This window comes from Streptomyces sp. NPDC015032, from assembly GCF_043080425.1.
Taxonomy (GTDB): Bacteria; Actinomycetota; Actinomycetes; order Streptomycetales; family Streptomycetaceae; genus Streptomyces.
Window position 1 is genome coordinate 208,755 of the sequence record NZ_JBIBVN010000002.1, and the last position, 25,418, is coordinate 234,172.

19 protein-coding genes and 1 tRNA gene are annotated in these 25,418 nt (G+C 68.2%); 11 read left to right on the forward strand and 9 right to left on the reverse strand.

Annotated features, from left to right (window positions below; translation table 11 throughout):
* Positions 1-19: 19 nt before the first annotated feature.
* The 3 genes from ACF08M_RS03850 to ACF08M_RS03860 form a co-directional block, all read right to left on the reverse strand.
* Positions 20-1,030, reverse strand: a complete 1,011-nt coding sequence (locus ACF08M_RS03850) for a DUF3068 domain-containing protein (RefSeq protein ID WP_392183616.1) — start codon at positions 1,028-1,030, stop codon at positions 20-22.
* A 37-nt stretch (positions 1,031-1,067) separates the two neighbouring features.
* A complete protein-coding gene (locus ACF08M_RS03855) occupies positions 1,068-1,208 on the reverse strand; it encodes an SPW_0924 family protein (RefSeq protein ID WP_266745573.1) in 141 nt (46 codons plus the stop codon).
* A 239-nt stretch (positions 1,209-1,447) separates the two neighbouring features.
* Positions 1,448-3,118, reverse strand: coding sequence for a lytic murein transglycosylase (locus tag ACF08M_RS03860; protein WP_392183617.1), 1,671 nt, complete (start codon positions 3,116-3,118; stop codon positions 1,448-1,450).
* A 184-nt stretch (positions 3,119-3,302) separates the two neighbouring features.
* On the opposite strand from ACF08M_RS03860, the gene ACF08M_RS03865 reads away from it, so the two are divergent.
* The gene (locus ACF08M_RS03865; protein ID WP_392183618.1) at positions 3,303-4,151 is read left to right on the forward strand and encodes a DUF4184 family protein; all 849 of its coding nucleotides are present in this window, start codon (positions 3,303-3,305) and stop codon (positions 4,149-4,151) included.
* Positions 4,152-4,193: 42 nt separating this feature from the next.
* On the opposite strand, the gene polA is transcribed toward ACF08M_RS03865, so the two are convergent.
* A complete protein-coding gene (gene polA / locus ACF08M_RS03870; RefSeq protein ID WP_392183619.1) occupies positions 4,194-6,905 on the reverse strand; it encodes a DNA polymerase I in 2,712 nt (903 codons plus the stop codon).
* Positions 6,906-7,067: 162 nt separating this feature from the next.
* On the opposite strand from polA, the gene ACF08M_RS03875 reads away from it, so the two are divergent.
* From ACF08M_RS03875 to ACF08M_RS03905, 7 genes are all read left to right on the forward strand, one after another.
* Positions 7,068-9,389, forward strand: a complete 2,322-nt coding sequence (locus tag ACF08M_RS03875; RefSeq protein ID WP_392183620.1) for an FdhF/YdeP family oxidoreductase — start codon at positions 7,068-7,070, stop codon at positions 9,387-9,389.
* Between the two features lie 101 nt (positions 9,390-9,490).
* Entirely contained in the window at positions 9,491-9,961 is a 471-nt protein-coding gene (locus ACF08M_RS03880) for a PaaI family thioesterase (RefSeq protein WP_392183621.1), read from the forward strand.
* A 654-nt stretch (positions 9,962-10,615) separates the two neighbouring features.
* Entirely contained in the window at positions 10,616-11,824 is a 1,209-nt protein-coding gene (locus ACF08M_RS03885) for a branched-chain amino acid ABC transporter substrate-binding protein (protein WP_392183971.1), read from the forward strand.
* Positions 11,825-11,928: 104 nt separating this feature from the next.
* Positions 11,929-12,858, forward strand: coding sequence for a branched-chain amino acid ABC transporter permease (locus tag ACF08M_RS03890; protein WP_266420688.1), 930 nt, complete (start codon positions 11,929-11,931; stop codon positions 12,856-12,858).
* A gap of 5 nt (positions 12,859-12,863) precedes the next feature.
* Positions 12,864-14,666 carry a branched-chain amino acid ABC transporter permease gene (locus ACF08M_RS03895; RefSeq protein WP_392183622.1) on the forward strand — a complete coding sequence of 601 codons (1,803 nt, stop codon included), beginning with the start codon at positions 12,864-12,866 and terminating at the stop codon, positions 14,664-14,666.
* Entirely contained in the window at positions 14,663-15,616 is a 954-nt protein-coding gene (locus ACF08M_RS03900) for an ABC transporter ATP-binding protein (protein ID WP_392183623.1), read from the forward strand. The genes ACF08M_RS03895 and ACF08M_RS03900 overlap by 4 nt, the downstream gene beginning before the upstream one ends.
* A complete protein-coding gene (locus tag ACF08M_RS03905) occupies positions 15,613-16,329 on the forward strand; it encodes an ABC transporter ATP-binding protein (protein WP_392183624.1) in 717 nt (238 codons plus the stop codon). The genes ACF08M_RS03900 and ACF08M_RS03905 overlap by 4 nt, the downstream gene beginning before the upstream one ends.
* Positions 16,330-16,404: 75 nt before the next feature.
* Here ACF08M_RS03905 and ACF08M_RS03910 read toward each other — a convergent pair whose 3' ends face one another.
* Positions 16,405-17,061: an ANTAR domain-containing response regulator gene (locus ACF08M_RS03910; RefSeq protein WP_392183625.1), complete on the reverse strand. Its 657-nt coding sequence runs from the start codon at positions 17,059-17,061 to the stop codon at positions 16,405-16,407.
* A gap of 97 nt (positions 17,062-17,158) precedes the next feature.
* On the opposite strand from ACF08M_RS03910, the gene ACF08M_RS03915 reads away from it, so the two are divergent.
* Positions 17,159-17,233, forward strand: a tRNA-Leu gene (locus ACF08M_RS03915).
* A 109-nt stretch (positions 17,234-17,342) separates the two neighbouring features.
* Positions 17,343-18,110 (forward strand): transcriptional regulator, encoded by a 768-nt coding sequence (locus tag ACF08M_RS03920; RefSeq protein WP_392183626.1) that lies wholly within the window; start codon positions 17,343-17,345, stop codon positions 18,108-18,110.
* 8 nt (positions 18,111-18,118) lie between these two features.
* Here the strand turns inward: ACF08M_RS03920 and pyk are convergent, their stop codons facing one another.
* Both pyk and ACF08M_RS03930 read right to left on the reverse strand, forming a co-directional pair.
* Positions 18,119-19,552 carry a pyruvate kinase gene (pyk, locus tag ACF08M_RS03925; protein WP_392183627.1) on the reverse strand — a complete coding sequence of 478 codons (1,434 nt, stop codon included), beginning with the start codon at positions 19,550-19,552 and terminating at the stop codon, positions 18,119-18,121.
* 126 nt (positions 19,553-19,678) lie between these two features.
* Positions 19,679-20,380, reverse strand: a complete 702-nt coding sequence (locus ACF08M_RS03930) for an SIMPL domain-containing protein (RefSeq protein WP_392183628.1) — start codon at positions 20,378-20,380, stop codon at positions 19,679-19,681.
* 247 nt (positions 20,381-20,627) lie between these two features.
* Between ACF08M_RS03930 and ACF08M_RS03935 the strand changes: the two genes are divergently transcribed.
* Positions 20,628-22,433 (forward strand): bifunctional metallophosphatase/5'-nucleotidase, encoded by a 1,806-nt coding sequence (locus tag ACF08M_RS03935; RefSeq protein WP_392183629.1) that lies wholly within the window; start codon positions 20,628-20,630, stop codon positions 22,431-22,433.
* 95 nt (positions 22,434-22,528) lie between these two features.
* Here ACF08M_RS03935 and ACF08M_RS03940 read toward each other — a convergent pair whose 3' ends face one another.
* Together ACF08M_RS03940 and ACF08M_RS03945 are read right to left on the reverse strand one after the other, a co-directional pair.
* Positions 22,529-23,947, reverse strand: a complete 1,419-nt coding sequence (locus tag ACF08M_RS03940) for a lysine N(6)-hydroxylase/L-ornithine N(5)-oxygenase family protein (RefSeq protein WP_392183630.1) — start codon at positions 23,945-23,947, stop codon at positions 22,529-22,531.
* Positions 23,944-25,341, reverse strand: coding sequence for a pyridoxal phosphate-dependent decarboxylase family protein (locus ACF08M_RS03945; protein ID WP_392183631.1), 1,398 nt, complete (start codon positions 25,339-25,341; stop codon positions 23,944-23,946). The genes ACF08M_RS03940 and ACF08M_RS03945 overlap by 4 nt, the downstream gene beginning before the upstream one ends.
* Positions 25,342-25,418 lie beyond the last annotated feature (77 nt).

Here is a 25,418-nt window from a genome sequence, read left to right on the forward strand (position 1 = left end):
GGGCCCTCTGGGGCCCGGCTCAGGCGGGAGCAGGTTGCGGGTCCGGGGCGGGCGCCGGAGTCCCGTTCGGCAGGCGTCCGTCCGGACGGCGGGAGCGGGCCTCCAGCCACAGGGCGAGCGCGAACAGCCCGGCGCCGAGGGCGAGGAAGCCCCAGGGCAGGTACGAGGTGAGCAGCAGGACCAGCAGGCGCTGGGACTTGACCAGGGCGACGATCGAATCGATGTAGTCCTGGCGCATCTTCACATGCCCGGCGAACACGGTGACGGTGTCCTGGGGCAGGCCCATCGCCCTGGCGTTGCGCAGCTCCTCCTTGTGGATCTCCTCGCCGTTGACGGGCGCTCCGGTGACCGGGTCCACCCAGAACATCCGCTTGGTGGTGTACCAGCGGGTCATACCCGTCTTCGCGATCTGTTCCGGGGTGACGCCCTTGATGGGCATCTTCTTCGGCATCGGGACCTTGGTCCACGGGATGGTCTGCTCGAAGTAGTAGACGTCCATGCCGTGGAAGGTGCGGGTGCCCCGGTAGTGGATGGGCGAGCTGGTACGGGCCTGGGCGTCGAAGTACTCGTAGTCGCGTTTCTGGGTGAGGAAGGGCCACTTGAACTCGATGCCCTCCCGCCTGACCGGGTCGCCGTCGACCGATTCCCCGGTGGCGTGGACGGGGGCCTGGCTGTGGGCGTCGAAGATGTAGCGCTCGGGAATCTCGGAGACCATCTTGCCGTCCGGGCCGGCCACGAAGCTGAGGGCGTCCCAGACGACGACGTCGCGGCCGGCGCTGCGCTCGATCTTCTCGGACTCCTCCACATTGCCCTTGAGGGTCTGCACGATGGTGACCTTGGGGACCCGCTTCACCTTCATGTTGTCGTTGTAGTCGAGGAGGGTGGCGGGCTTCGCCTCCAGCACCGTCTCCTGGTACTGACTGGGCGGGATCTTCGCCAGCCTCGGGAAGGCGTACCAGCGCAGCAGGGGCGACATGGCGGCGAAGAAGACGGCGAAGGCCAGGAGTACGAGGCTGGCTCGGCGGCGCATGATGGTGCCCTCCCTCAGCTTCTGTTGCTTCTTCCGGTTACTGGTTCTTGGGGCCCGGGACGGTGGTCAGCAGAGGTTTGGGCGAGGTCTCTCCGGGCGGGGCGCCGATCGCGCTGATGGTGAAGACGAGCGCGAGGGCTGCGGCCAGCCCGATGGCGGCGGCGACGAGGGCACGCATGCCGGTCCTCCCGGAGAGCACAGATCTGATGGGTCGTCAGGGTTGGGGCACCGTAGCAACGCGGGCGCGAGATGAGAACACCGGGCGCGGGACGGGAACGGGACGGGAACGGGACGGGAACGGGACGGGAACGGGACGGGAACGGGACGGGAACGGGACGGGAACGGGACGGGAAGACGTGAAACAGCCCCTCTGCCGGGTGAGGGCGGAGGGGCTGTCGCGATGTACGGGCGGGCGGATCAGGCGGCGGGAGCCTCCGGGGCCTCGATCACGAGCTCGATGACGACGGTGGCGCCGCCCTCGGTGGTGAGGCGCAGTTTGTACGTGCCCGTGGTGTCGTCGGCGTAGATCTTCGGGAGCTTCAGGATGCCGTCGGCGTCGGTCCTGAGGTCTGCGAGGGTACGGACCGTCTTGCCGTCCGCGTCCTTGAAGTACGGGCCCTTGTCGTTCTCGGCCGGCTCGGCGTCATCGGTGATCATGGTGGCGGTGACGGCGACACCGGCGGCGACGGCGCCCTTGTAGGTGGCCTTGACCTCGGCGGTACCGGCGAACTCGGCGCCGGGCGCGGCGGTCAGCGCCTTGTCGTCGGTCCTGGCGATCGCGTCGGCCTGTCGGGCGGTGACGGTCGCGCCGTACGTGACGGCGGGCAGCGAGCGGCCGGTGGCGGTGGCCCGCACGGTGAACTTGCCCGCCTTCTCACCTGCCTTGAGCACCGGGGCGGTGACCGTGCCGTCGGCTCCGGTGAAGAGGGTGGCCGTCTTCTTCCCGCCGCCGAAGGCCGCGTCCGTGTCACCGGAGACGGTGAAGGTCACGGACACCTTGGCGAGCGGGCCGCCGCGGCTGTTCTCGGCCCGTACCTTGATCCGCTCGGTGAACGCGGTGCCGGCGGTGGCGGTCAGCGTGCCGGTGCCGGCGTTCTCCAGACCCGCGAGGGTCTGGGGCGGCGTGGGGGTGGGGGTGGGCGTGGGAGTCGGGCTGGGCGTGCCGCCACCCGGCTTCGGGGGGTTCGGACTGGGCTTCGGGGCCGGCTTGGTGGATCCGGACGGCGAAGGGGTAGGGCTCGGGCTGCCGGGGCCCCAGTCCCGGCCGCCGCCGAGGCCGGGCGGGATCGCGTCGGTGCCGTCGGGGACCTCGTGCGTGCCGCGCTTGTAGTAGTCGAACCAGGAGCGCACCGTGCGGAGGTAGGCGTCCGAGTGGTTGTAGCTCAGGACGGCCCGGTCGAGGTCCGCGGCGAGGGACAGATCGCGGGATCCGGCGCAGAGGTAGCGTCCGGCGGCGAGCGCCGCGTCGTAGATGTTGTTGGGGTCCTTGCGGCCGTCGCCGTTGCCGTCCTGGCCCCAGACGGCCCAGGTGGACGGGATGAACTGCATCGGGCCGACGGCGCGGTCGTGCGTCGCGTCCCCGTCGTACGCCCCGTTGTCGGTGTCCTTGATCATGGCGAAGCCCCGGCCGTCGAGGACCGGGCCGAGGATCGGGGAGAACGTGGTGCCGTTCGCGTCGACCCGGCCGCCGCGGGCCTGGCCGGACTCGACCTTGCCGATCGCGGCGAGCAGTTGCCATGGCAGCCGGCAGGCGGCGTCGCTGTCGGCAACGGTCTGCTCGGCCTTCTTGTAGGCGGCCAGGATCGAAGCCGGAATGCCTGATTCCGCACTGCCGGTGACGGGCAGGTTCGTGGTGGTTCCCGGCTTGTTGGGTGTGTTCAGCGGGGGCAGGTCCGTGTAGTACGGCGAGTTGCCGGTGGCCGCGCTGTCGTCGGGCGAAGGTGTCGTTCCGGTGGACTGCTGGTCGCCGCTGTCGCCGACCAGCGGTGTACCGGGGGCCCCGGAGGCGGAGAGCGCCGCCACGGCGACGGCAGCCACCGCGGTGGTGGTCGCCCCCTTGCGAAGTCGGCGACCGAACTGCGCTGCCATACCTCTGGCCTCCCCATCGACGGCTGTCCGCGCTCCCCAGCGCCTGGACTCAGGCGACCCTACGACAACTCGTACCGTCGGCACACCGTGCACTGACCGGTTCTCACCTGTTTTTCACGTTCCCGACAGCAAGTTGTACGACGGTCGTCCGACGGGCGACGGCGGCTCGCGCATACTTGCCGCCATGCCGTTCACACTCAGTCATGCCGCCGCGGTGCTGCCGGGGATGCGGCGGAACGGAACGGCGCGCGGCCCCTTCCTCGCCTCCGCCCTCGTCGCGGGCTCGTTCGCCCCCGACATGACGTACTACGCGGACACCGCGATCCCCGGCGCCATGGAGTTCGGGCAGGTCACCCACTCGGTGTGGGGCGTGTTCACGGTCGACGTGCTGATCACCGGGGCCGTGGTGGCGCTGTGGCTGCTGCTGCGCGAACCGTTGGTGGCGCTGTTGCCGGGGGCCCGGCAGGGACAGGTGCACGCGTTCGTAGGAGGGCGGCGGCACCCGTCCGGCCGGGGGGCGTGGGGGGTCCGGGACGCCGGGTGGTTCGCACTGTCGGCGGCCGTCGGGGCCGCCACCCATGTCGTCTGGGACTCCTTCACCCATCACGGCCGGTGGGGTGTGCGACTGGTGCCGGTGCTGGACGCAAGCGTTGGCGGGTATCCCGTGTTCCAGCTGGTGCAGTACGGCAGTTCGGCGGTGGCACTGACCGTGCTCGCCTGGTTCACGGCTTCGGTGCTGCGGCGGACGGGGGCGTGCCCGGCCCCGCCGTCCGTGCCGGTGCTGGGCCGTCGGGGGCGGTGGGCGGCGGGGGCGCTGCTGAGCGTCTGTGTCCTGCTCGGCATCGTCCACCGGTGCGCACGCTGGTACGCGTACTTCGGGCACATCGACACCCCGCTGGACATCATCCCGACCGCGTGCTTCGGCGCCGGGGCGGGGCTGGCGGTGGGCCTGGTGCTGTACGGGGCGTGGATGCGGCTGCGTCGGCCGCGCCCCTCCGTGCGCACGGCCGCCGGACGGGCCCAGAAGGTCTGAACGACCCCCGGCCCGTCCTGCGCCGATACGCGGCGCGCCGCGTCAGTGCGCCGCGGACTCCCAGTCCGTGCCGACACCGACCGAGACATCCAGCGGCGCACGCAACTGCACGGCCGTGGACATCTCATGGCGGAGGATCTCCTCCACCTGTGCACGCTCGCCCTCGGCGATCTCCAGCACGATTTCGTCGTGGACCTGGAGCAGCATCCGGGACTTCAGCTTCGCCTCGGTCAGCGCCCGGTCGACCTGGAGCATGGCGACCTTGACGATGTCCGCCGCCGTGCCCTGGATCGGTGCGTTGAGCGCCATCCGCTCGGCCATCTCGCGGCGTTGGCGGTTGTCGCTGTTGAGGTCGGGGAGGTAGCGGCGGCGGCCGAAGACCGTCTCCGTGTATCCGGTGGCCCTGGCCTCGTCCACCACGCGGTGCAGATAGTCACGCACTCCGCCGAACCGCTCGAAGTAGGTGTCCATCAGTCCGCGTGCCTCGCCCGCCTCGATGTTCAGCTGCTGGGAGAGGCCGAACGCGGAGAGCCCGTAGGCGAGTCCGTAGCTCATGGCCTTGATCTTGCGGCGCATCTCGGGGTCGACGGCCGACTTGCCGACGCCGAAGACCTGCGAGGCGACCGTGGTGTGCAGGTCCTCCCCGGAGGTGAACGCCTCGATGAGGCCGGCGTCCTCGGAGAGGTGGGCCATCACCCGCAGTTCGATCTGGCTGTAGTCGGCCGTCATCAGCGTCTCGAAACCCTCGCCGACGACGAAGCCCCGGCGGATGGCCCGGCCCTCGTCCGTACGGACCGGGATGTTCTGCAGGTTCGGGTCGGTGGAGGAGAGCCGGCCGGTCGCCGCCACCGTCTGGTTGAACGTGGTGTGGATACGGCCGTCGGCAGCGATCGTCTTGATCAGGCCCTCGACCGTGACCCGCAGCTTCGCCTGTTCGCGGTGGCGCAGCATGATGACCGGCAGCTCGTGCTCGGTCTGCGCGGCGAGCCAGGCCAGGGCGTCGGCGTCCGTCGTGTAACCGGTCTTCGTCTTCTTCGTCTTGGGCAGGCCCAGCTCGCCGAAGAGGACTTCCTGGAGCTGCTTGGGCGAACCGAGGTTGAACTCATGGCCGACCGCGGCGTGGGCCTCCTTCACCGCCTGCTGCACCGCGCCGGCGAACTGCTGCTCCATGCCTTCCAGATGGGCCCGGTCCGCGGCGATGCCGTGCCGCTCCAGACGGGCCAGCAGGGCGGACGTCGGCAGCTCCATGTCGTGCAGCAGCCCGGCCGCGCCGACCTCTGCCAGCCTGGTGGTGAACGCGTCACCCAGATCCAGGACCGCACGGGCCTGCGCCATCAGTGCGTCGGCCTCGGCCCGGTCGTCCGCACCGAAGGCGAGCTGCCCGTCGGACGCCGCCGCGGGGGCCAGCTCCCGGCCCAGATACTCCACCGCCAGCGCGTCCAGCGCGAAGGAACGACGGCCCGGCTTGACCAGATAGGCGGCCAGCGCGGTGTCCATCGTGACGCCGTCGACCTGCCAGCCGTGCTCCGGGAAGACCCGCATGGCGCTCTTCGCGTTGTGCATGACCTTCGGCCGCCGCGCGTCGGCGATCCAGGCGGCGAACGCCTGCTCGTCGCCCTCGTCGAGCTCCGCGGGGTCGAACCAGGCCGCCGCCCCGTCGGCCGCGGCGAGCGCGACCTCGGTGACCGTGCCCGCGCCGAGAGCCCAGGTGTCGGCGGTGGCGACACCGAGCGGCTGCCCTCCGTGCTCGGCGAGCCAGGGCGCCAGCCCGCCCGCCTCCAGCACCACGCCGTCCAGCTCGATGCCCGCGGCGGGCGCCGCGGCCTCCTCCTCGGCCGCGCCCGGGTCGACGGCCAGCAGCCGCTCGCGCAGGCTCGGGTTGCGGATCTCCAGGACGTCCAGCACGCCCGTCACCGCGGTGCGGTCGTACGGCGCGCGCTCCAGGTCCTGCGGGGTCTTCGGCAGCTCCACGTCACGGACCATCTCGGTCAGCCTGCGGTTCAGCCGCACCGCGTCCAGGTGGTCCCGGAAATTCTGCCCGGCCTTGCCCTTGACCTCCTCGGCGCGCTCCACCAGCTCGTCGAACGAACCGAACTGGTTGATCCACTTCGCGGCGGTCTTCTCGCCGACGCCGGGGATGCCCGGGAGGTTGTCCGACGGGTCACCGCGCAGCGCCGCGAAGTCCGGGTACTGCCGCGGTGTGAGCCCGTACTTCTCCTCGACCTTCGCCGGGGTGAAACGCGTCAGCTCCGAGACACCCTTCGTCGGGTACAGCACGGTCACGTTCTCCGTGATCAGCTGGAACGAATCCCGGTCACCGGTGACGATCAGCACCTCGAAACCGGCCGCCTCGGCCTGCGTGGCCAGCGTGGCGATGACATCGTCCGCCTCGAAACCGTCGATCGCGAAACGGTCGGCGTGCATCGCGTCGAGCAGCTCGCCGATCAGCTCCACCTGGCCCCGGAACTCGTCCGGGGTCTTGGACCGGTTCGCCTTGTACTCGGGGAACTCCTCCGAGCGCCAGGTCTTGCGCGAGACGTCGAACGCCACCGCGAAATGCGTCGGCGCCTCGTCACGCAGTGTGTTCGCCAGCATCGAGGCGAAGCCGTACACCGCGTTCGTCGGCTGGCCCGACCCTGTCGTGAAATTCTCCGCAGGCAGCGCAAAGAACGCCCGGTACGCCAGGGAGTGCCCGTCCATCAGGAGCAGGCGCGGTCGGTTGTCTGCCGTCTTCTTCGATGCCGTCTCAGCCACGCCCCCGATCCTGCCACGGACCACTGACATTCCCGACCGCGCACGGCTCCCGGGACGCTCTGTCGGTACCGCGTGACAGGATCGGCCGTAAAAGGCGTACGCATCGACGCGTACCGCGCACCGCGCGCGCAGCCGGCTCGAAGGCTCGAAGGAGAGTGCACCATGGCCACGAAACCGCCCACAGGTGACCCGGTCCAGGACGCGCCGCGGGTCGAGCCGGCGCAGCACGCCGCCGCCGGACTGCCGGCCGTGGCCCACAGCCTGCGCATCGCCCAGCAGCAGATGGGCGTGCGGCGCACCGCGCAGACCCTCCTCAAGGTCAACCAGAAGGACGGCTTCGACTGCCCCGGCTGCGCCTGGCCCGAGGGCGACGAGCGGCACACGGCGGAGTTCTGCGAGAACGGCGCCAAGGCCGTCGCCGAGGAGGCGACACTGCGCCGCGTCACACCCGGCTTCTTCGCCGCGCACCCCGTCGCCGATCTCGCCTCGCGCAGCGGGTACTGGCTGGGCCAGCAGGGGCGGATCACCCAGCCCATGTACCTCCCGCAGGGCGCCGAGCGGTACGAGGCGGTGACCTGGGAACGGGCCTTCGGCATCATCGCCGAGGAACTGGGCGCGCTCGCCTCCCCCGACGAGGCCCTTTTCTACACCTCGGGGCGCACCAGCAACGAGGCCGCGTTCCTGCTCCAGCTCTTCGCCCGCGAATTCGGCACCAACAACCTCCCCGACTGCTCCAACATGTGCCACGAGTCCTCCGGCTCGGCCCTGACGGAGACCATCGGCGTCGGCAAGGGCAGCGTCTCACTGGAGGACCTCCACCGGGCGGACCTGATCATCGTCGCCGGGCAGAACCCCGGCACCAACCATCCCCGGATGCTCTCCGCCCTGGAGAAGGCCAAGTCCGCGGGCGCGAAGATCATTTCGGTGAATCCGCTGCCCGAGGCCGGCCTGGAGCGGTTCAAGAACCCGCAGACCCCGCTCGGCATGATCAGGGGCGCCGCGCTCAACGACCTCTTCCTCCAGATCCGCATCGGCGGCGACCAGGCCCTCTTCCGGCTCCTCAACAAGATGATCCTGGAAACCGACGGCGCCGTCGACGAGACCTTCGTACGGGAACACACCCACGGCTACGAGGAGTTCGCGGCCGCGGCCCGCGAAGCCGACTGGGAGCAGACCCTCACCGCCACCGGACTCGACCGCAGCGCCATCGAGGAGGCCCTCGCGATGGTCCTCGCCTCGAAACGCACCATCGTGTGCTGGGCCATGGGCCTCACCCAGCACAAACACTCCGTACCGACCATCCGGGAAGTCGTCAACTTCCTCCTGCTGCGCGGCAGCATCGGCCGTCCCGGTGCCGGAGTCTGTCCCGTCCGCGGCCACTCCAACGTCCAGGGCGACCGCACCATGGGCATCTTCGAGCGGCCCGCCCCCGCCTTCCTCGACGCCCTCGACAAGGAATTCGGGATCACCTCGCCGCGCCACCACGGCTACGACGTCGTCCGTTCCATCCAGGCCCTGCGCGACGGCGACGCCAAGGTCTTCTTCGCCATGGGCGGAAACTTCGTCGCGGCCACCCCCGACACGGAGGTGACCGAGGCCGCCATGCGCCGCGCCCGCCTCACCGTCCATGTCTCCACCAAGCTCAACCGCTCGCACGCCGTGACCGGCACCCGCGCACTGATCCTGCCGACGCTGGGCCGCACCGACAAGGACGTCCAGGCGAGCGGCAGGCAGTTCGTCACCGTCGAGGACTCCATGAGCATGGTCCACGCCTCGCGCGGCAACCTCACCCCCGCGAGCCCCCACCTGCTCTCCGAGCCCGCCATCGTCGCCCGCCTCGCCCGTGCCGTCCTCGGCCCCGCATCGGCCACCCCCTGGGAGGAGTTCGAGAAGGACTACGCGACGATCCGCGACCGCATCTCCCGCGTCGTCCCCGGCTTCGAGAACTTCAACGCCCGCGTCGCCCGGCCCGGCGGCTTCACCCTCCCGCACGCCCCGCGCGACGAGCGCCGCTTCCCCACCACGACCGGCAGGGCCAACTTCACGGCCGCCCCCGTCGAATACCCCGAACTCCCCGAAGGCAGGCTGCTGTTGCAGACCCTGCGCTCGCACGACCAGTACAACACCACGGTCTACGGCCTCGACGACCGCTACCGCGGCATCAAGGGCGGCCGCCGCGTCGTCCTGGTCAACCCCGACGACGCCCGCGCCCTCGGTCTGGCCGACGGCGCATACGCCGACCTGGTCAGTGAGTGGAAGGACGGGGTGGAACGCCGCGCCCCCGGCTTCCGCGTCGTCCACTACCCGACGGCCCGGGGCTGCGCCGCCGCCTACTACCCGGAGACCAATGTGCTGGTCCCCCTCGGCGCCACGGCCGACACCAGCAACACCCCCGCCAGCAAGTCCGTCGTCGTGCGCTTCGAGAACGTCCGGGCAAAGAGCGGCCGGGGAGAGGCAGGCCGGTCCCGGGCCGGCCGGGAGTAATCCGCACCACAACCCACTAAGCGTTCGCTCAGTCGTCTGATAAGAACAATGCACACAGCAATAAAGCTATGAACCACCGCAGACGATCGGAGCCGGACCCCATGGGCGAGCACACCGCACCCAAGTTCCCCCAGGAGATCATCGACGAGTACGCCGCACTCGGCGTCGATCTGCCCGCCCTGTTCTCCGCCGGCCACCTCGGCGAGCGGATGGGCGTCACGATCGTCGACGCCTCCGCGGACCGCGTCGTCGGCACCATGCCCGTCGAGGGCAACACCCAGCCGTACGGCCTGCTCCACGGCGGCGCCTCAGCCGTCCTCGCCGAGACCCTCGGCTCGATCGGCGCCATGCTCCACGGCGGTTCCTCCAAGCTCGCCGTGGGCGTCGACCTGAACTGCACCCACCACCGAGGGGTACGCAGCGGTCTCGTCACCGGCGTCGCCACCCCCGTACACCGCGGCCGCTCCACCGCCACCTACGAGATCACCATCACCGACGAGCACGACAAGCGGGTCTGCACCGCCCGCCTCACCTGCATGCTCCGCGACGCACCCCGGCCCGGCACCGCCTGACCGAAACACAACACAACACACCCTCGACACCGCTGCCCGGCCGGACCGAAATCCGGCCGGGCAGCAGCATTCCCACCCACAACCACCCACACACAAGGCACAGTTGAGCAACCAATCCGGCCAACACCCTTGACCGTGAGGCGCGTTGTATGGCCCACTCAGCACCCCGGCCACGACCGGCGCACACAACACCGCGTCGACCACATCCGCCCCGATGTAACGCTCCGTAACAAGCGCGCCAGGCACGAACGCCCCCGCGCAGCACCCCGGCCCCGGCCCCACAGGCACCGGGCGACTCGACGCGCCCTCGCGCACCCCCCTCACCCCGCACCACGCGACAGCAGCAAGATCCGCCCAAGCCCCTTAGCAGAGCTGGGCGTTCTCAAAATACGGTCACTTCGCCGACCGGCAAAAAACAGTACATGTCAGCACAGCCACCTCAAGCCTTGCTCAAGGGCATAACAAGACAGTCACATCCTGCGGCGGACCCATCCCGGACCACCACACCTGCGCCTAGAGTCACCGCCAGTCACCGCGCCGCCGGGCGCGTCTGCAGCACGGCCCTGTACCAACCAGTACGGCCCGGCGAACGACACGGCACCTCAAGCAGAGGAGGCCGCGCCAGGGAAAGGACCTATCGTGCGACACCGTTCTTTGCTCATACTCACCACAGTGCTCACCACAGGAGCACTGACACTCACCGCCTGCGGGTCGCGCGACGACAGCAAGAACAGCAGCAGCGGCGACACCAAGACCGTCGTCATCGGCGTCGACGCGCCCATCACCGGCGACCTGTCCGCCCTCGGCCTCGGCATCAAGAACTCCGCGGACCTCGCCGCCAAGACGGCGAACAAGGAAAAGACCGTCCCCGGCATCAAGTTCGAGGTCAAGCCGCTCGACGACCAGGCACAGCCCTCCGTCGGTCAGCAGAACGCCCAGAAGTTCATCGACGACGACACCGTCGTCGGCGTCGTCGGCCCGCTGAACTCCGGCGTCTCCCAGTCGATGCAGAAGCCGCTCAACGACAACGGCCTCACCCAGGTCTCCCCCGCCAACACGGGCACCGAGCTCACCCAGGGCGAGAACTGGAAGACCGGCGACCGGAAGCGCCCCTACAAGACCTACTTCCGCACCGCCACCACGGACCAGATCCAGGGCGCCTTCGCCGCGAAGTACCTCTTCAACAACGCGAAGATCAACCAGGTCTACCTCATCGACGACCAGAAGCCCTACGGCGCCGGCCTCGCCGCCTCCTTCAAGAACACCTTCACCACCCTCGGCGGCAAGATCGTCGGCACCGACCACGTCAACCCCGACGACCGCGACTTCAACGCCGTCGTCACCAAGGTCAAGAAGTCCGGCGCCAAGGCCGTCTACTACGGCGGCGAGTACCCCGCCGGCGCACCCCTGAGCCAGCAGCTCAAGGACAGCGTCCAGATCCCCCTCATGGGCGGCGACGGCATGTACAGCGCCGACTTCATCAAACTCAACAAAAAGGCCCAGGGCGACATCGCCACCTCCGTCGGCAAGCCCGTCGAGGAACTCGACTCCGCCAAGAAGTTCATCGCGGACTACAAGACGGCCGGATACAAGGACGCCTACGAGGCCTACGGCGGCGGCACCTACGACGCCACCTGGTCGATCATCGAGGCCGTCAAAATCGCCGTCTCCGAGAACGACGGCAAACTCCCCGACGACGCCCGCGCCAAGGTCCTCGAAGCCATGAGCAAGGTCAAGTTCGACGGTGTCACCGGCCCTGTCTCCTTCGACGAGTACGGCGACACCACCAACACCATGATGACCGCCTACCAGGTCGACGGCGGCAAGTGGACCTCCAAGCTCAGCGAAGCCTACAAGCCCTGACCCACGCCCTCCCGGCCACACACTGAACGACACCAGACCGCGCGGGAGCGCTACCAGCGCTCCCGCGCGGTGCCACATCCGAACCACTCCACGGAGGCCCTGCGGTGAACGAACTGCCGCAACAGCTGGCCAATGGACTCATCCTCGGCGCGATGTACGGACTCATCGCGATCGGCTACACGATGGTCTACGGAATCATCCAGCTCATCAACTTCGCCCACGGCGAGATCTTCATGATCGGAGGCTTCGGAGCTCTCACCGTGTACCTCTGGATGCCGGCCGGTGTCTCCCTCCTCGCGATCATCCCACTCATGATCATCGGCGGCGTCATATGCTCCGTCGCCGTCAGCGCCGCCGCCGAACGCTTCGCCTACCGGCCCCTGCGCAACGCCCCACGACTCGCCCCGCTCATCACCGCAATCGGGCTCTCCCTCGCACTCCAGCAAGCCATCTGGAAGTGGTACCCCGACGCAAAGAAGGACCGGTCCTTCCCCCAGTTCAAGGGCGAAGCAATCGACATCTTCGGCGCCCACATCCAGCGCGGCGACCTCTTCGTCCTCATCACCGCACCCATCTGCATGCTCGCCCTCGGCCTCTTCGTCTCCAAAACCCGCTCCGGCCGCGGCATGCAAGCCACCAGCCAGGACCCCGACACCGCAAAACTCATGGGCATCAACACCGACCGCATCATCGTCATGGCCTTCGCCATCGGTGCCGCGTTCGCCGCCGTCGCCGCCGTCGCCTACGGGCTCAAAAACGGCCAAATCGGCTTCAAAATGGGCTTCATCATGGGCCTCAAAGCCTTCACCGCAGCCGTACTCGGCGGCATCGGCAACATCTACGGCGCCATGCTCGGCGGCGTCGTACTCGGCATCGCCGAATCCCTCGCCACCGGCTACATGAGCAACGTCCCCGGCATGGAACTCTTCGGCGGCGGCGCCTGGAAGGACGTATGGGCCTTCGTCCTCCTCATCATCGTCCTGCTGCTCCGCCCCCAGGGCCTGCTCGGCGAACGCGTCGCGGATCGGGCGTGATACGGATGACCACCAACCCCACCACCGCCGCAACCGCCCCCCTCCTTCCCATCCCGGCGGCCGCAGCCCGCATCGCCACCCTCACAGGCGCCACCGCCGCACTCGCCGGCACCTTCCTCGCCTGGACCTGGACCAGCGAATTCCCCGGCGACCTCACCGTCACCGGCTACCCCGGCGGCCTCCAAGTCCTCACCCTCATCAGCGCCGCACTCACCCTGCTCCTCACCCTCTCCGGATACGGCATCCGAGGCCTCGGCTGGCTCACCCCGGGCGGCACCAACAGCCCCGTCCGCCTCCTGGCACTCGGCACCCTCGGCACCACCGGCTACGCCATCGGCGCCATCGCCTACGACCTCGGCGGCATCATCAACCTGGAACCCGGCGCCTGGGTCAGCGGCATCGGCGCCCTCGTCGCCGCCGTCGCCGCACTCGGACTCCCCGACGACCAGCCACTCACCAACACCCTCCCCGGCACCACAACCACCACCTGGCAACGCTTCCGCAACAGCCTCGCCGCCCCACCCGCCCGCCGCACCCAAACCCTCCCCGCCTGGACCGAAATCCTCATCATCGCGGCAGCCTTCGGCATCGGCCTCCAGGTCTTCGCCTACGGCATCGACACCGACTACGCCGAACTCTTCATCGGCTTCCTCATCACCGTCGGCTTCGCCTTCACCGCACTCCACCGCGCCGGACTCATCTCCCGCCTCACCACACTCACCACCAAACACCGCAACATCACCCTCGCCGCCGCCCTCGTCGCAGCCGTCTGCTTCCCCTTCACCCAGCAGAAAGAGGAATACGCGCTCATCGGCGCCAACATCCTCATCTTCGCGACCGTGGCACTCGGCCTCAACGTCGTCGTCGGCCTCGCCGGCCTCCTCGACCTCGGATACGTCGCCTTCCTCGGCGTCGGCGCCTACGCCGCCGCCCTGGTCTCCGGCTCCACCATGTCCGCCATCGGCGTCGAATTCCCCTTCTGGGCCGCCGTCCTGACCGGCGCCGGCGCCTCACTCGTCTTCGGCGTCCTCATCGGCGCCCCCACCCTGCGACTACGCGGCGACTACCTGGCCATCGTCACCCTCGGCTTCGGTGAAATCTTCCGCCTCACCGTGAACAACCTCAACGGCAACAGCGGCCCCGACCTCACCAACGGCTCCCAGGGCATCCCAAGCATCCCCGACCTCAAATTCTTCGGATTCGACTTCGGGCTCAAACACGACGTCCTCGGCTTCAACCTCGGCAGGTCCGCCAACTACTACCTGCTGATGCTCGTCTTCACCGCCGTCGTCGTACTCGTCTTCCGCCGCTCCGGAGAATCCCGCATCGGCCGCGCCTGGGTCGCCATCCGCGAAGACGAAACCGCCGCCACCGCCATGGGCATCAACGCCTTCCGGCTCAAACTGCTGGCCTTCGCCCTCGGCGCCACCCTCGCCGGCCTCGCCGGAACCGTCCAGGCACACGTCAACTACACCGTGACACCCGAGCAGTACCAGTTCGCCGGCTCCGTACCACCCAACTCCGCGTTCCTCCTCGCCGCCGTCATCCTCGGCGGCATGGGAACCCTCAGCGGACCCCTCGTCGGCGCCGCACTGCTCTACCTCATCCCGGCCAAACTCCAGTTCATGCAGGACTACCAGCTCTTCCTCTTCGGCGTCGCACTCATCCTCCTGATGCGCCTGCGCCCCGAAGGCCTCATCGCCGACCGCAGAAAACAACTCGAATTCCACGAGACCGGCCAACCCGACGTACCCGAACCACGACAGCCCGAAGAGACCGGCGCCGGCATCGCCAAGGCGGGGGCGTGACCACCATGACCACCACCACGAAGACCGCCACCGTCCTCGACGCCAACGGCGTCACCATGCGCTTCGGCGGCCTCACCGCCGTACGCAACGTCGACCTCACCGTCAACACCGGCGAGATCGTCGGCCTCATCGGCCCCAACGGCGCCGGCAAGACCACCTTCTTCAACTGCCTCACCGGCCTGTACATCCCCACCGAGGGCAAGGTCAGCTACCGAGGCACCGTCCTGCCGCCCAAACCCCACCTCGTCACCCAGGCAGGCATCGCCCGCACCTTCCAGAACATCCGGCTCTTCGCCAACATGACCGTCCTGGAAAACGTCCTCGTCGGACGCCACACCAGAACCAAAGAAGGACTCTGGTCCGCCCTCCTGCGCCTCCCCGGCTTCACGAAGGCCGAGCACGCCAGCCGCGAACGAGCCATGGAACTCCTGGAGTTCATCGGCCTCCAGGACAAGGCCGACCACCTCGCGCGCAACCTCCCCTACGGAGACCAGCGCAAACTGGAGATCGCCCGCGCACTCGCCAGCGACCCCGGGCTCCTGCTCCTCGACGAGCCCACCGCCGGCATGAACCCGCAGGAAACCCGCGTCACCGAAGAACTCATCTTCGCCATCCGCGACCAGGGCATCGCCGTCCTCGTCATCGAGCACGACATGCGGTTCATCTTCAACCTCTGCGACCGCGTCGCCGTCCTCGTCCAGGGCGAGAAGCTCGTCGAAGGCACCTCCGACGTCGTCCAGAGCGACGAACGCGTCGTCGCCGCCTACCTCGGCACCCCCTTCGAAGGCGCCCCCGGCGCCGAGGAGGTGGCCGAAGTCGAAGCCGCCGAGGCAGGCACCGGCAAGAAGGCCGACACCATCGGCACCACCGCCGCCGACAACACCACCGAAACCGACAGGGCCACCGGCACCACCGGCACCACCGGCACCGAGGAGGAGGACACCCGATGACCGCACTCCTGGAGGTCGAGAACCTCCGCGTCGCCTACGGCAAGATCGAAGCCGTCAAAGGCATCTCCTTCACCGTCGAAGCCGGCCAGATCGTCACCCTCATCGGCACCAACGGCGCAGGCAAGACCACCACCCTGCGCACCCTCTCCGGACTGCTCAAACCACTCAGCGGCAGCATCCTCTTCGACGGCACACCACTCACCAACATCCCCGCCCACAAGATCGTCTCCCTGGGCCTCGCCCACTCCCCCGAGGGACGCCACATCTTCCCCCGGCTGACGATCACCGAAAACCTCCAGCTCGGCGCCTACCTCCGCAACGACAAGGCAGGCATCGAGAAGGACATCCAGCGCGCCTACGACCTCTTCCCCATCCTCGGGGAACGCCGGAAACAGGCCGCCGGAACCCTCTCGGGCGGCGAACAGCAGATGCTCGCCATGGGCAGGGCCCTCATGTGCCAGCCCAAGCTCCTGATGCTCGACGAACCCTCCATGGGACTCTCCCCGATCATGATGCAGAAGATCATGGAGACCATCGTCGAACTCAAGGCCCAGGGCACCACCATCCTGCTCGTCGAACAGAACGCCCAGGCCGCACTCTCCCTCGCGGACCACGGCCACGTCATGGAGGTCGGCAAGATCGTCCTCTCCGGCACCGGCGCGGACCTCCTCCACGACGAGTCCGTCCGCAAGGCCTACCTCGGCGAGGACTGACCCGCACCACCACACGGATGAGGCCCGTGCCCCGGTCCACCGGGGCACGGGCCTCATCCGTACGGACGCGAACGCCTACGCGCCGTCCTTCGCCGCCCGCTTCTTCTCCTCGGCGTCCTCGATCAACGCCTCCGCAAGCTGCTGCATGGACAACCGACGATCCATCGACGTCTTCTGGATCCACCGGAACGCGGCAGGCTCCGACAGCCCGTAATCCGTCTGCAGAATGCTCTTCGCCCGGTCCACCAGCTTCCGCGTCTCCAGCCGCTGCGCGAGGTCGGCGACCTCGGACTCCAGCGCCTTCAGCTGCGCGAACCGCGACACCGCCATCTCGATGGCCGGCACCACGTCGCTCTTGCTGAACGGCTTCACCAGATACGCCATCGCCCCGGCGTCCCTGGCCCGCTCGACGAGATCGCGCTGCGAGAACGCGGTCAGCATCAGGACCGGCGCGATGGACTCCTCCGCGATCTTCTCCGCGGCGGAGATCCCGTCCAGGACCGGCATCTTCACATCGAGGATCACCAGGTCCGGCCGGTGCTCCCGGGCCAGCTCGACAGCCCTCTGCCCGTCCCCGGCCTCACCGACGACCGCGTAGCCCTCTTCCTCCAGCATCTCTTTGAGATCGAGACGGATGAGCGCCTCGTCCTCCGCGATGACGACGCGGGTCGTCAGCGGCGGAACGTGCGACTTGTCGTCGTCGGCGGGCTGGGGCGGCTCGGGCGTGGTCACTGGGCTCCTTGATTCAGGGCAGGTACTGCTCCCACGAGCCTACCTAGCTCCTGTAAGGTGGTGACGCGCAGGGCGGCTACAGCCCTACCTTTCTAAGGCCCCAGTACTCCAACTGGTCAGAGAGGCCGCTCTCAAACAGCGGACAGTGTGGGTTCGAATCCCACCTGGGGCACTCTTCCTTCGATTCCAAGGCAACAGCGGAATCGGCAAACTTCACTTGATCTGGGTATTCGCATCGGATTCACCCGCCAGATCCCGGTAGTCGCGCAAGGCTCGACTCCATGTACGACATGGGAACCCGGAAGCGAGCGCTCGCGCTGGTGGCACAGGGGCGCAGCCTCAATTCCGTGAGCAAGCAGACCGGCATATCCCGTTGGGCGCTCCGGCAGTGGCAGCTGCGCATCGAACCGCTGTCTCATCCCGGGCAAGCCACGCCGTGTCCTCGATGCTCGACCGTACGAAGCAGTCCGGACAACCAAGCCGATTACGCCTACCTGCTGGGCCTCTATCTCGGTGACGGCTGCATCAGCCCCCAGAGGCGCGGCGGCTACCAACTACGCATCGCGTGCGCCGATGCGTGGCCCGGCCTCATCGAAAGCTGCCGAACCGCCATTACCCGAGTGCGTCCCACCGACCGTGTGTACGTCCTTCAGCGTCAAGGTTGCGTGATGGTCACCAGCTACGGACGCCACTGGCCCTGCCTCTTCCCTCAACACGGTCCCGGGAAGAAGCACCTGCGCCCGATCCGCCTCGAATCCTGGCAGCAAAGAATTATCCAGCAGCACCCGTGGGACTTCATCCGGGGTCTGATCCACTCGGACGGCTGCCGCATCACCAACTGGACCAGCCGGACCATTCAGGGGGAAACAAGGCGCTACGAGTACCCTCGCTATTTCTTCACCAACCTGTCCGCCGACATCCTGGGACTCTTCACCAATGCCCTCGACCAAGTCGGCGTCGATTGGAAGCAAGCGAACAAACGCAACATCTCCGTCGCCCGACGGGCGTCCGTCGCGCTCATGGACGCCCATGTCGGGCCGAAGTACTGACGACCTGCCTACTTCGGGCTGTCGTCCTCGCCGATGCGGTGCACCCGGACCAGGTTCGTCGATCCCGGGACTCCCGGCGGGGAGCCGGCCGTGATGACCACGATGTCGCCCTTCTCGCAGCGGCCGATCTTCAGCAGCTCCTCGTCGACCTGGGCCACCATCGCGTCCGTCGATTCCACGTGCGGGCCGAGGAAGGTCTCGACGCCCCAGGTCAGGTTCAGCTGGGAGCGGGTGGCCGGGTCCGGGGTGAAGGCCAGGAGCGGGATGGGTGAGCGGTAGCGGGAGAGGCGCCGGACCGTGTCGCCGCTCTGGGTGAAGGCGACCAGGAACTTGGCGCCCAGGAAGTCGCCCATCTCGGCTGCCGCGCGGGCCACCGCGCCGCCCTGGGTGCGGGGCTTGTTGCGGTCGGTCAGGGGCGGGAGGCCCTTGGCGAGGATGTCCTCCTCGGCGGCCTCGACGATGCGGGACATGGTGCGGACCGTCTCGACGGGGTACTTGCCCACGCTGGTCTCGCCGGAGAGCATCACCGCGTCCGTGCCGTCGATGACCGCGTTGGCGACGTCGGAGGCCTCGGCTCGGGTGGGGCGGGAGTTGTCGATCATCGAGTCGAGCATCTGGGTGGCGACGATGACCGGCTTGGCGTTGCGTTTGGCGAGTTTGATCGCGCGCTTCTGGACGATCGGCACCTGTTCCAGGGGCATTTCGACGCCGAGGTCGCCGCGGGCGACCATGATGCCGTCGAAGGCGGCGACGATGCCGTCGATGTTCTCTACGGCCTGGGGCTTCTCCACTTTGGCGATGACGGGGAGGCGGCGGCCCTCCTCGTCCATGATGCGGTGGACGTCTTCGATGTCGCGTCCGCTGCGGACGAAGGAGAGGGCGATGATGTCGGCGCCGATACGCAGGGCCCAGCGGAGGTCTTCGATGTCCTTCTCGGAGAGCGCGGGGACGGAGACCGCGACGCCGGGGAGGTTGAGGCCCTTGTGGTCGGAGACCATGCCTCCCTCGATGACGGTGGTGTGGACGCGGGGGCCGTCCACCTCGGTGACTTCGAGGGTGACGCGGCCGTCGTCGACGAGGATGCGTTCGCCTGCGGTGACGTCGGCGGCGAGGCCGTCGTAGGTGGTGCCGCAGGTGTGGCGGTCGCCTTCTGTGGGTTCGACGGTGATGGTGAAGTCGTCACCGCGTTCAAGGAGTACCGGGCCTTCGCGGAAGCGGCCGAGGCGGATCTTCGGGCCTTGAAGGTCGGCGAGGATGCCGACGCTGTGGCCGCTCTCGTCGGAGGCCTTGCGTACACGGTGGTAGCGCTCTTCGTGTTCGGCGTAGGTGCCGTGGCTGAGGTTGAGGCGGGCGATGTCCATTCCCGCTTCGACCAGTTCTCTGATCTGGTCGTACGGGTCGGTGGCGGGGCCCAGGGTGCAAACGATTTTCGCTCGGCGCATGGTTCGACCCTAAGCCCTTACCTACGGGTAGTTAGTTGGCCGTATATGACTGCTCAACAACCTTTGGATGAAGGGTTGTTGACAAGTGTTGAATTGTGCACCGGGGTGCTCGGATGAGCGTTCTTCTCAGAGTTTTGGCGGTGACATGGTGAAGCGGGCGTTCACCTGTGCATAGACGGTCTGGCGTTGTGGTTCGAGGTCGAGGTCGGGGGCGGAAGAGGATTCGGTCGCCGCTCCGCCGTAGGCGCCACGGCTGCGGATGCCACCGGGGCGGGCGGGCGCGGGGGTGGTGTTCTCCGCGCCGATGTCGGCGAGTTCCACCAGGGCGGTGAGGTGGGCGCCGAGGGCGTCGGCGTATTCGCGGGCGCGCTGGACGGCTTCGCGTACGGCTTGGCGGCGGGCGTTGGCGTGGGCGGGTGAGTCGGGGCGCAGGGACCACCAGGGGCCGTTGATGCTTGTCATGTCGAGGTCGGCGATGCGGGTGGTGAATTCGCCGAGTGCGGTGAAGTCGTTGAGGACGGCGGTGACGTGGACGCGTCCGTGGTAGGCGCGGATTTTTTCGTCGCGGCCGTGTTTGGTGAGTTCGGGGGTGATGGAGAGTGCGCCGGTTTCGAGTTTTTCGATGGCGGGTCCGTAGGACCGGGCGAGTTCGAGGACGCGGCTGTTGCGGCGGGTGAGGTCTTCGAGGGCGGCGCGGCGGTCCTTTCCGCGGGCGCTGACGGTGATGCTGATGTGGGCGGTCTCGGGGTCGACTTCGAGTCGGGCTTCTCCGCGGACGGCGACGCGGGGGTGGTCGGGGGTGCCGTAGGGCGGTGGGGTGTCGGTCATGTGTCCACTGTCGCATTCGGGTGCGACAACGGGTGGTCATCAGATCGAAACCCGCGAGGGGTGTTGCCGGGTGTGGCTTCTGGGTCATTATCTACGCGCGTTGTGTACGGCGGGAGCTGAGCCGTACGGGAACCGAACTGTACGGGAACCGAGCCGTACGGGAACCGAGCCGTACGAGTACTGAGCTGTACGAGTACCGAGCTGTACGAGAACTGAGCTGTACGAGAACTGAGATGTGGGAGACGAAATGCCGCTGAACCGTAGGACGTTCCTGGGCACATCGGCGGCCGCCGGTGCCGGTGTGGCGATCGCGGGTGGCTCCGCCGTTCCTGCCGCCGCTCAGGGCCAGGGACATGGCCACGGGCGTCCGCCGAAGCGGTACTCGTTCACCGTGATGGGCACCACCGATCTGCACGGGAACGTCTTCAACTGGGACTACTTCACGGACCGCGAGTTCGACGACAAGGCCCATAACGATGTCGGTCTGGCGAAGATCTCGACCTTGGTGGACCAGGTGCGCCGTGAGAAGGGCCGCCACAACACTCTGATGATCGATGCGGGTGACACGATCCAGGGCACCCAGTTGTCGTACTACTACGCGAAGATCGATCCGATCACGGCGAAGCGCGGCCCGGTGCACCCGATGGCGCAGGCGATGAACGCGATCGGGTACGACGCGGCGGCGCTCGGCAACCATGAGTTCAACTACGGCATCCCCGTGCTGCGGAAGTTCGAGGAGCAGTGCCGCTTCCCGCTGCTGGGTGCGAACGCGCTGGATGCGAAGACGCTGCGGCCGGCGTTCGCGCCGTATGTCATCAAGCGGATGCGTACCCCGCACGGTCGGGATGTGAAGGTGGCGATTCTGGGTCTGACCAACCCGGGCATCGCCATCTGGGACAAGGCGAACGTCGGCGGGAAGATGGTGTTTCCGGGTCTGGAGGAGCAGGCGGCGAAGTTTGTGCCGCGGCTGCGTTCCATGGGTGCCGATGTCGTGATCGTCTCGGCGCACTCGGGCAGCAGTGGTACGTCGTCGTACGGTGATCAGATCCCGTACGTCGAGAATGCGGCCGGTCTGGTGGCCGAGCAGGTTCCGGGTATCGACGCGATCCTGGTCGGGCATGCGCATCTGGAGATCCCCGAGTATTTCGTGGAGAACAAGCAGACCGGCAAGAAGGTGGTGCTCTCCGAGCCGTTGAAGTGGGGGCAGCGGCTGACGTTGTTCGACTTCGACCTGGTGTGGGAGAAGGGTCGCTGGGTGGTGGAGAGGGCGGGTTCGCAGGTGTTGAACTCCAACACCGTGGAGGAGGACCCGGAGATCACGAAGCTGCTGATGGACGAGCACAGGAAGGTCGTGGCGTACGTCAATCAGGTCATCGGGACGTCGACGGCGGCGATGACGACGGCGGAGGCGGCCTGGAAGGACGAGCCGATCATCGATCTGATCAATGTCGTCCAGGCGGAGACGGTGAAGGCGGCGCTGGCGGGTGGTGCGTACGCGGCGCTTCCGGTGCTCTCGCAGGCGTCCTGTTTCTCGCGTACGGCGCGGATCCCGGCGGGGAATGTGACGATCAAGGACGCGGCGGGGTTGTACCCGTTCGAGAACACCCTTGAGGCACGGTTGTTGACGGGTGCGCAGATCAAGGAGTATCTGGAGTTCTCGGCGCGGTATTACGTGCAGACTGCGGCGGGTGCTCCGGTGGATACGGCGAAGCTGACGAACGCGGACAACACTCCGGATTACAACTACGACGCGGTGTCGGGTCTGACGTATGACATCGACATCGCGAAGCCGAATGGTTCGCGGATTGTGAATCTGGCGTTCGGGGGCGAGCCGATCGATCCGGCCGCGCAGTTCGTGCTGGCGGTGAACAACTACCGGGCGAGTGGTGGTGGCAACTTCCCGCATGTGGCGGGTGCCAAGCAGTTGTGGGCGAATTCGGAGGAGATCCGCAACACGATCATCTCCTGGGTGCAGGCGAAGGGTTCGGTGGATGGTGCGCAGTTCGCTTCGGTGGACTGGCGGCTGACGCGGGACGGTACGCCCGTGTTCTAGGTGGTTGTTGCGGGGGTGTGCGGGTGCGGTGGGCGGCCGTCCTCTTCTTCTGGAGGGGGCGGCCGCCTTCTGTTGGTGTGCCGTGGTTCCCGGGGTCAGTTGCGCTGGGCGAGGGGGATGAGGCCGGGGCTCTGGGTGGGGATGGGTGGGGTTTGGGGGGTGAGGCCGAAGGTGGTGAAGGCGGTGCGTTCGGGGAGGGGGTAGGTGTGGGTGCCGGTGAGGTCGTTGAGGATGGTGGCGCTGCGCCAGGCGGCGAGGCCGAGGTCGGGGGCGCCGACGCCGTGGGTGTGGCGTTCGGCGTTCTGTACGTAGATGTTGCCGGTGACGGTGGGGTCGAGGTCGAGGCGGAACCGCTCGTCGATGCGGGGGCGTGCGGAGGCGTCGCGGCGCAGGTGGGGGTCGAGGCCGGTGAGGATGTGGTCGAGGGGGCGTTCGTGGTAGCCGGTGGCGAGGATGACGGCGTCGGTGGTCAGGCGGGTGCGGGTGTTCTGTTGGGTGTGTTCGAGGTGGAGTTCGATTCGGGTGTTGGCGATGCGTCCTGCGGTGCGTACGGAGACGCCTGGGGTGAGGGTGGCGTCGGGCCAGCCGCCGTGGAGGGTGCGGCGGTAGAGCTCGTCGTGGATGGCGGCGATGGTGTCGGTGTCGATGCCTTTGTGGAGCTGCCATTGGTGGGGGACGAGTTCGTCGCGTACGGGTTCGGGGAGGGCGTGGAAGTAGCGGCTGTAGTCGGGGGTGAAGTGTTCCAGGCCGAGTTTGGAGTATTCCATGGGGGCGAAGGCCGGGGTGCGGGCGAGCCAGTGGAGTCTTTCGCGGCCTGTGGGGCGGGCGCGCAGGAGGTCGAGGAAGATTTCGGCGCCGGACTGCCCGGATCCGATGACCGTGATGTGTTCGGCGTCGAGGAGTTTTTCGCGGTGGTGGAGGTAGTCGGCGGAGTGGATGACGGGTACGGATTCTGCTTCGGTGAGGGGTTTGAGGGGTTCGGGGATGTGGGGTTCGGTGCCGATTCCGAGGACGACGTGGCGGGTGTGGGCGCGGCCGAGTGCTTCGGCTTCGCCGTCGGTGCCGAGTTGGGTGAAGTCGATTTCGAAGAGGTGTCGTTCGTTGTTCCAGCGGACGGCGTCGACCTGGTGGTTGAAGTGCAGGCCGGGGAGGTGGTCGCTGACCCAGCGGCAGTAGGCGTCGTATTCGGCGCGTTGGATGTGGAAGCGTTCGGCGAAGTAGAAGGGGAAGAGCCGGTCGCGGCTGCGGAGGTAGTTGAGGAAGGTCCAGGGGCTGGCGGGGTCGGCGAGGGTGACGAGGTCGGCGAGGAAGGGTACTTGGAGGCTGGCTCCGTCGATGAGGAGGCCGGGGTGCCAGTGGAAGGCGGGGCGTTGTTCGTAGAAGGTGGTGGCGAGGGGGTGGGGGTTGCCGGGGATGCCGTGGGCGAGGGCGGCGAGGGAGAGGTTGAAGGGGCCGATGCCGATGCCGACGAGGTCGTGTGGCCGGTCGGTTGTGGGGGTGGGCAGGTCGGTCATCGGGGGTTGTCGCCTTCCGCGAGGTCGTGGGTGAGGTGGTTGACGAGGTCGAGGAGTGTGCGGAGGTCGTCGGGGGTGGTGTGGGGGTTGAGGAGGGTGGCTTTGAGCCAGAGGCGGTTGTCGGTGTGGGCGCGGCCGAGTACGGCGTGTCCGCGGGTGAGGAGGGTGCGGCGGATGGTGGCGACGGTGCGGTTGTCGGCGCCGGTGGGGCGGAAGAGGACGGTGCTGATGGTGGGGCGGTCGTAGAGGTCGAGGGTGGGGGTTTTGGCGATGAGGTCGGCGAGGTGGTGGGCGGTGGCGATGGTGCGGTCGATGAGGTCGGCGAGTCCGGTGCGGCCGAGGGCTTTGAGGGTGACGGCGATCTTGAGGGCGTCGGGGCGGCGGGTGGTGCGCAGGGAGCGGCCGAGGAGGTCGGGGAGGCCGGCTTCGGTGTCGTCGTCGGCGTTGAGGTAGGGGGCGTGGTGGTGGAGTGGGTCGAGGTGGGCGCGGTGGGGGACGGCGAGGATGCCTGCGGGCGCGGGTTGCCAGCCGAGTTTGTGGAGGTCGAGGGTGACGCTGTGGGCGCGGTCGAGGCCGTGGACCTTGTCCTGGTGGGTGGGGCTGAGGAGGAGGGGTCCGCCGTAGGCGGCGTCGATGTGGAGTTCGGCGCCGTGGGTGGTGCAGAGGTCGGCGATGTCGGTGAGGGGGTCGATCTGGCCGGTGTCGGTGGTGCCTGCGGTGGCGGTGACGAGCAGGGGGCGGTGGAGTTCGGTGAGGGTTTTGTCGAGTGCGGTGAGGTCCATGACGCCGGTGGGGGCGGGGATGACGATGGGTGCGGGTAGTCCGAGGAGCCAGGCGGCGCGGGTGATGCTGTGGTGGGCGTTGGTGGCGCAGATGGTCTGTACGGGGCCGTTGCGTTCGCGGGCGAGGAGGAGGGCGAGTTGGTTGGCTTCGGTGCCGCCGGTGGTGATGAGTGCGTCGGGTGAGGGTTGGTGGGGGTAGATCTCGGCGGCGAGTGCGGCGGTGATGTCGGCTTCGAGGGCGGAGGCTGCCGGGGCTTGGTCCCAGGAGTCCATCGAGGGGTTGAGTGCGGAGGCGGCGAGGTCGGCGGCGGTGGCGAGGGCGAGGGGCGGGGTGTGGAGGTGGGCCGTGCAGAGTGGGTGTGCGGGGTCGGCGGCGCCTTCGGTGAGGGCGCTGACGAGGGTGCGCAGGGCGTCGTGGGGGCCGGTGCCGTGGTCGGGGATGACGGGGTGGGTGGTGGTGCGTATCCGGGGGGTGATGGTGTCGGGTCCGCCGGCGGGGAGGGGGCCGTCGCGTCGGTGGGCGCCGTCGTGGAGTGCGGTGAGGACGGTGTCGACGAGGGGGCGCAGGGCGGCGGGGCCGGTGGTCGATCCGGCGAGGGGCGGGGTGGGCATGGTGGCGGGGCCTTTCGGGTGTGCACGGTGGGCAGGGGTGGACGTGTCAGCTTGTCCGGGTTTTCGGGGGAGCGGCC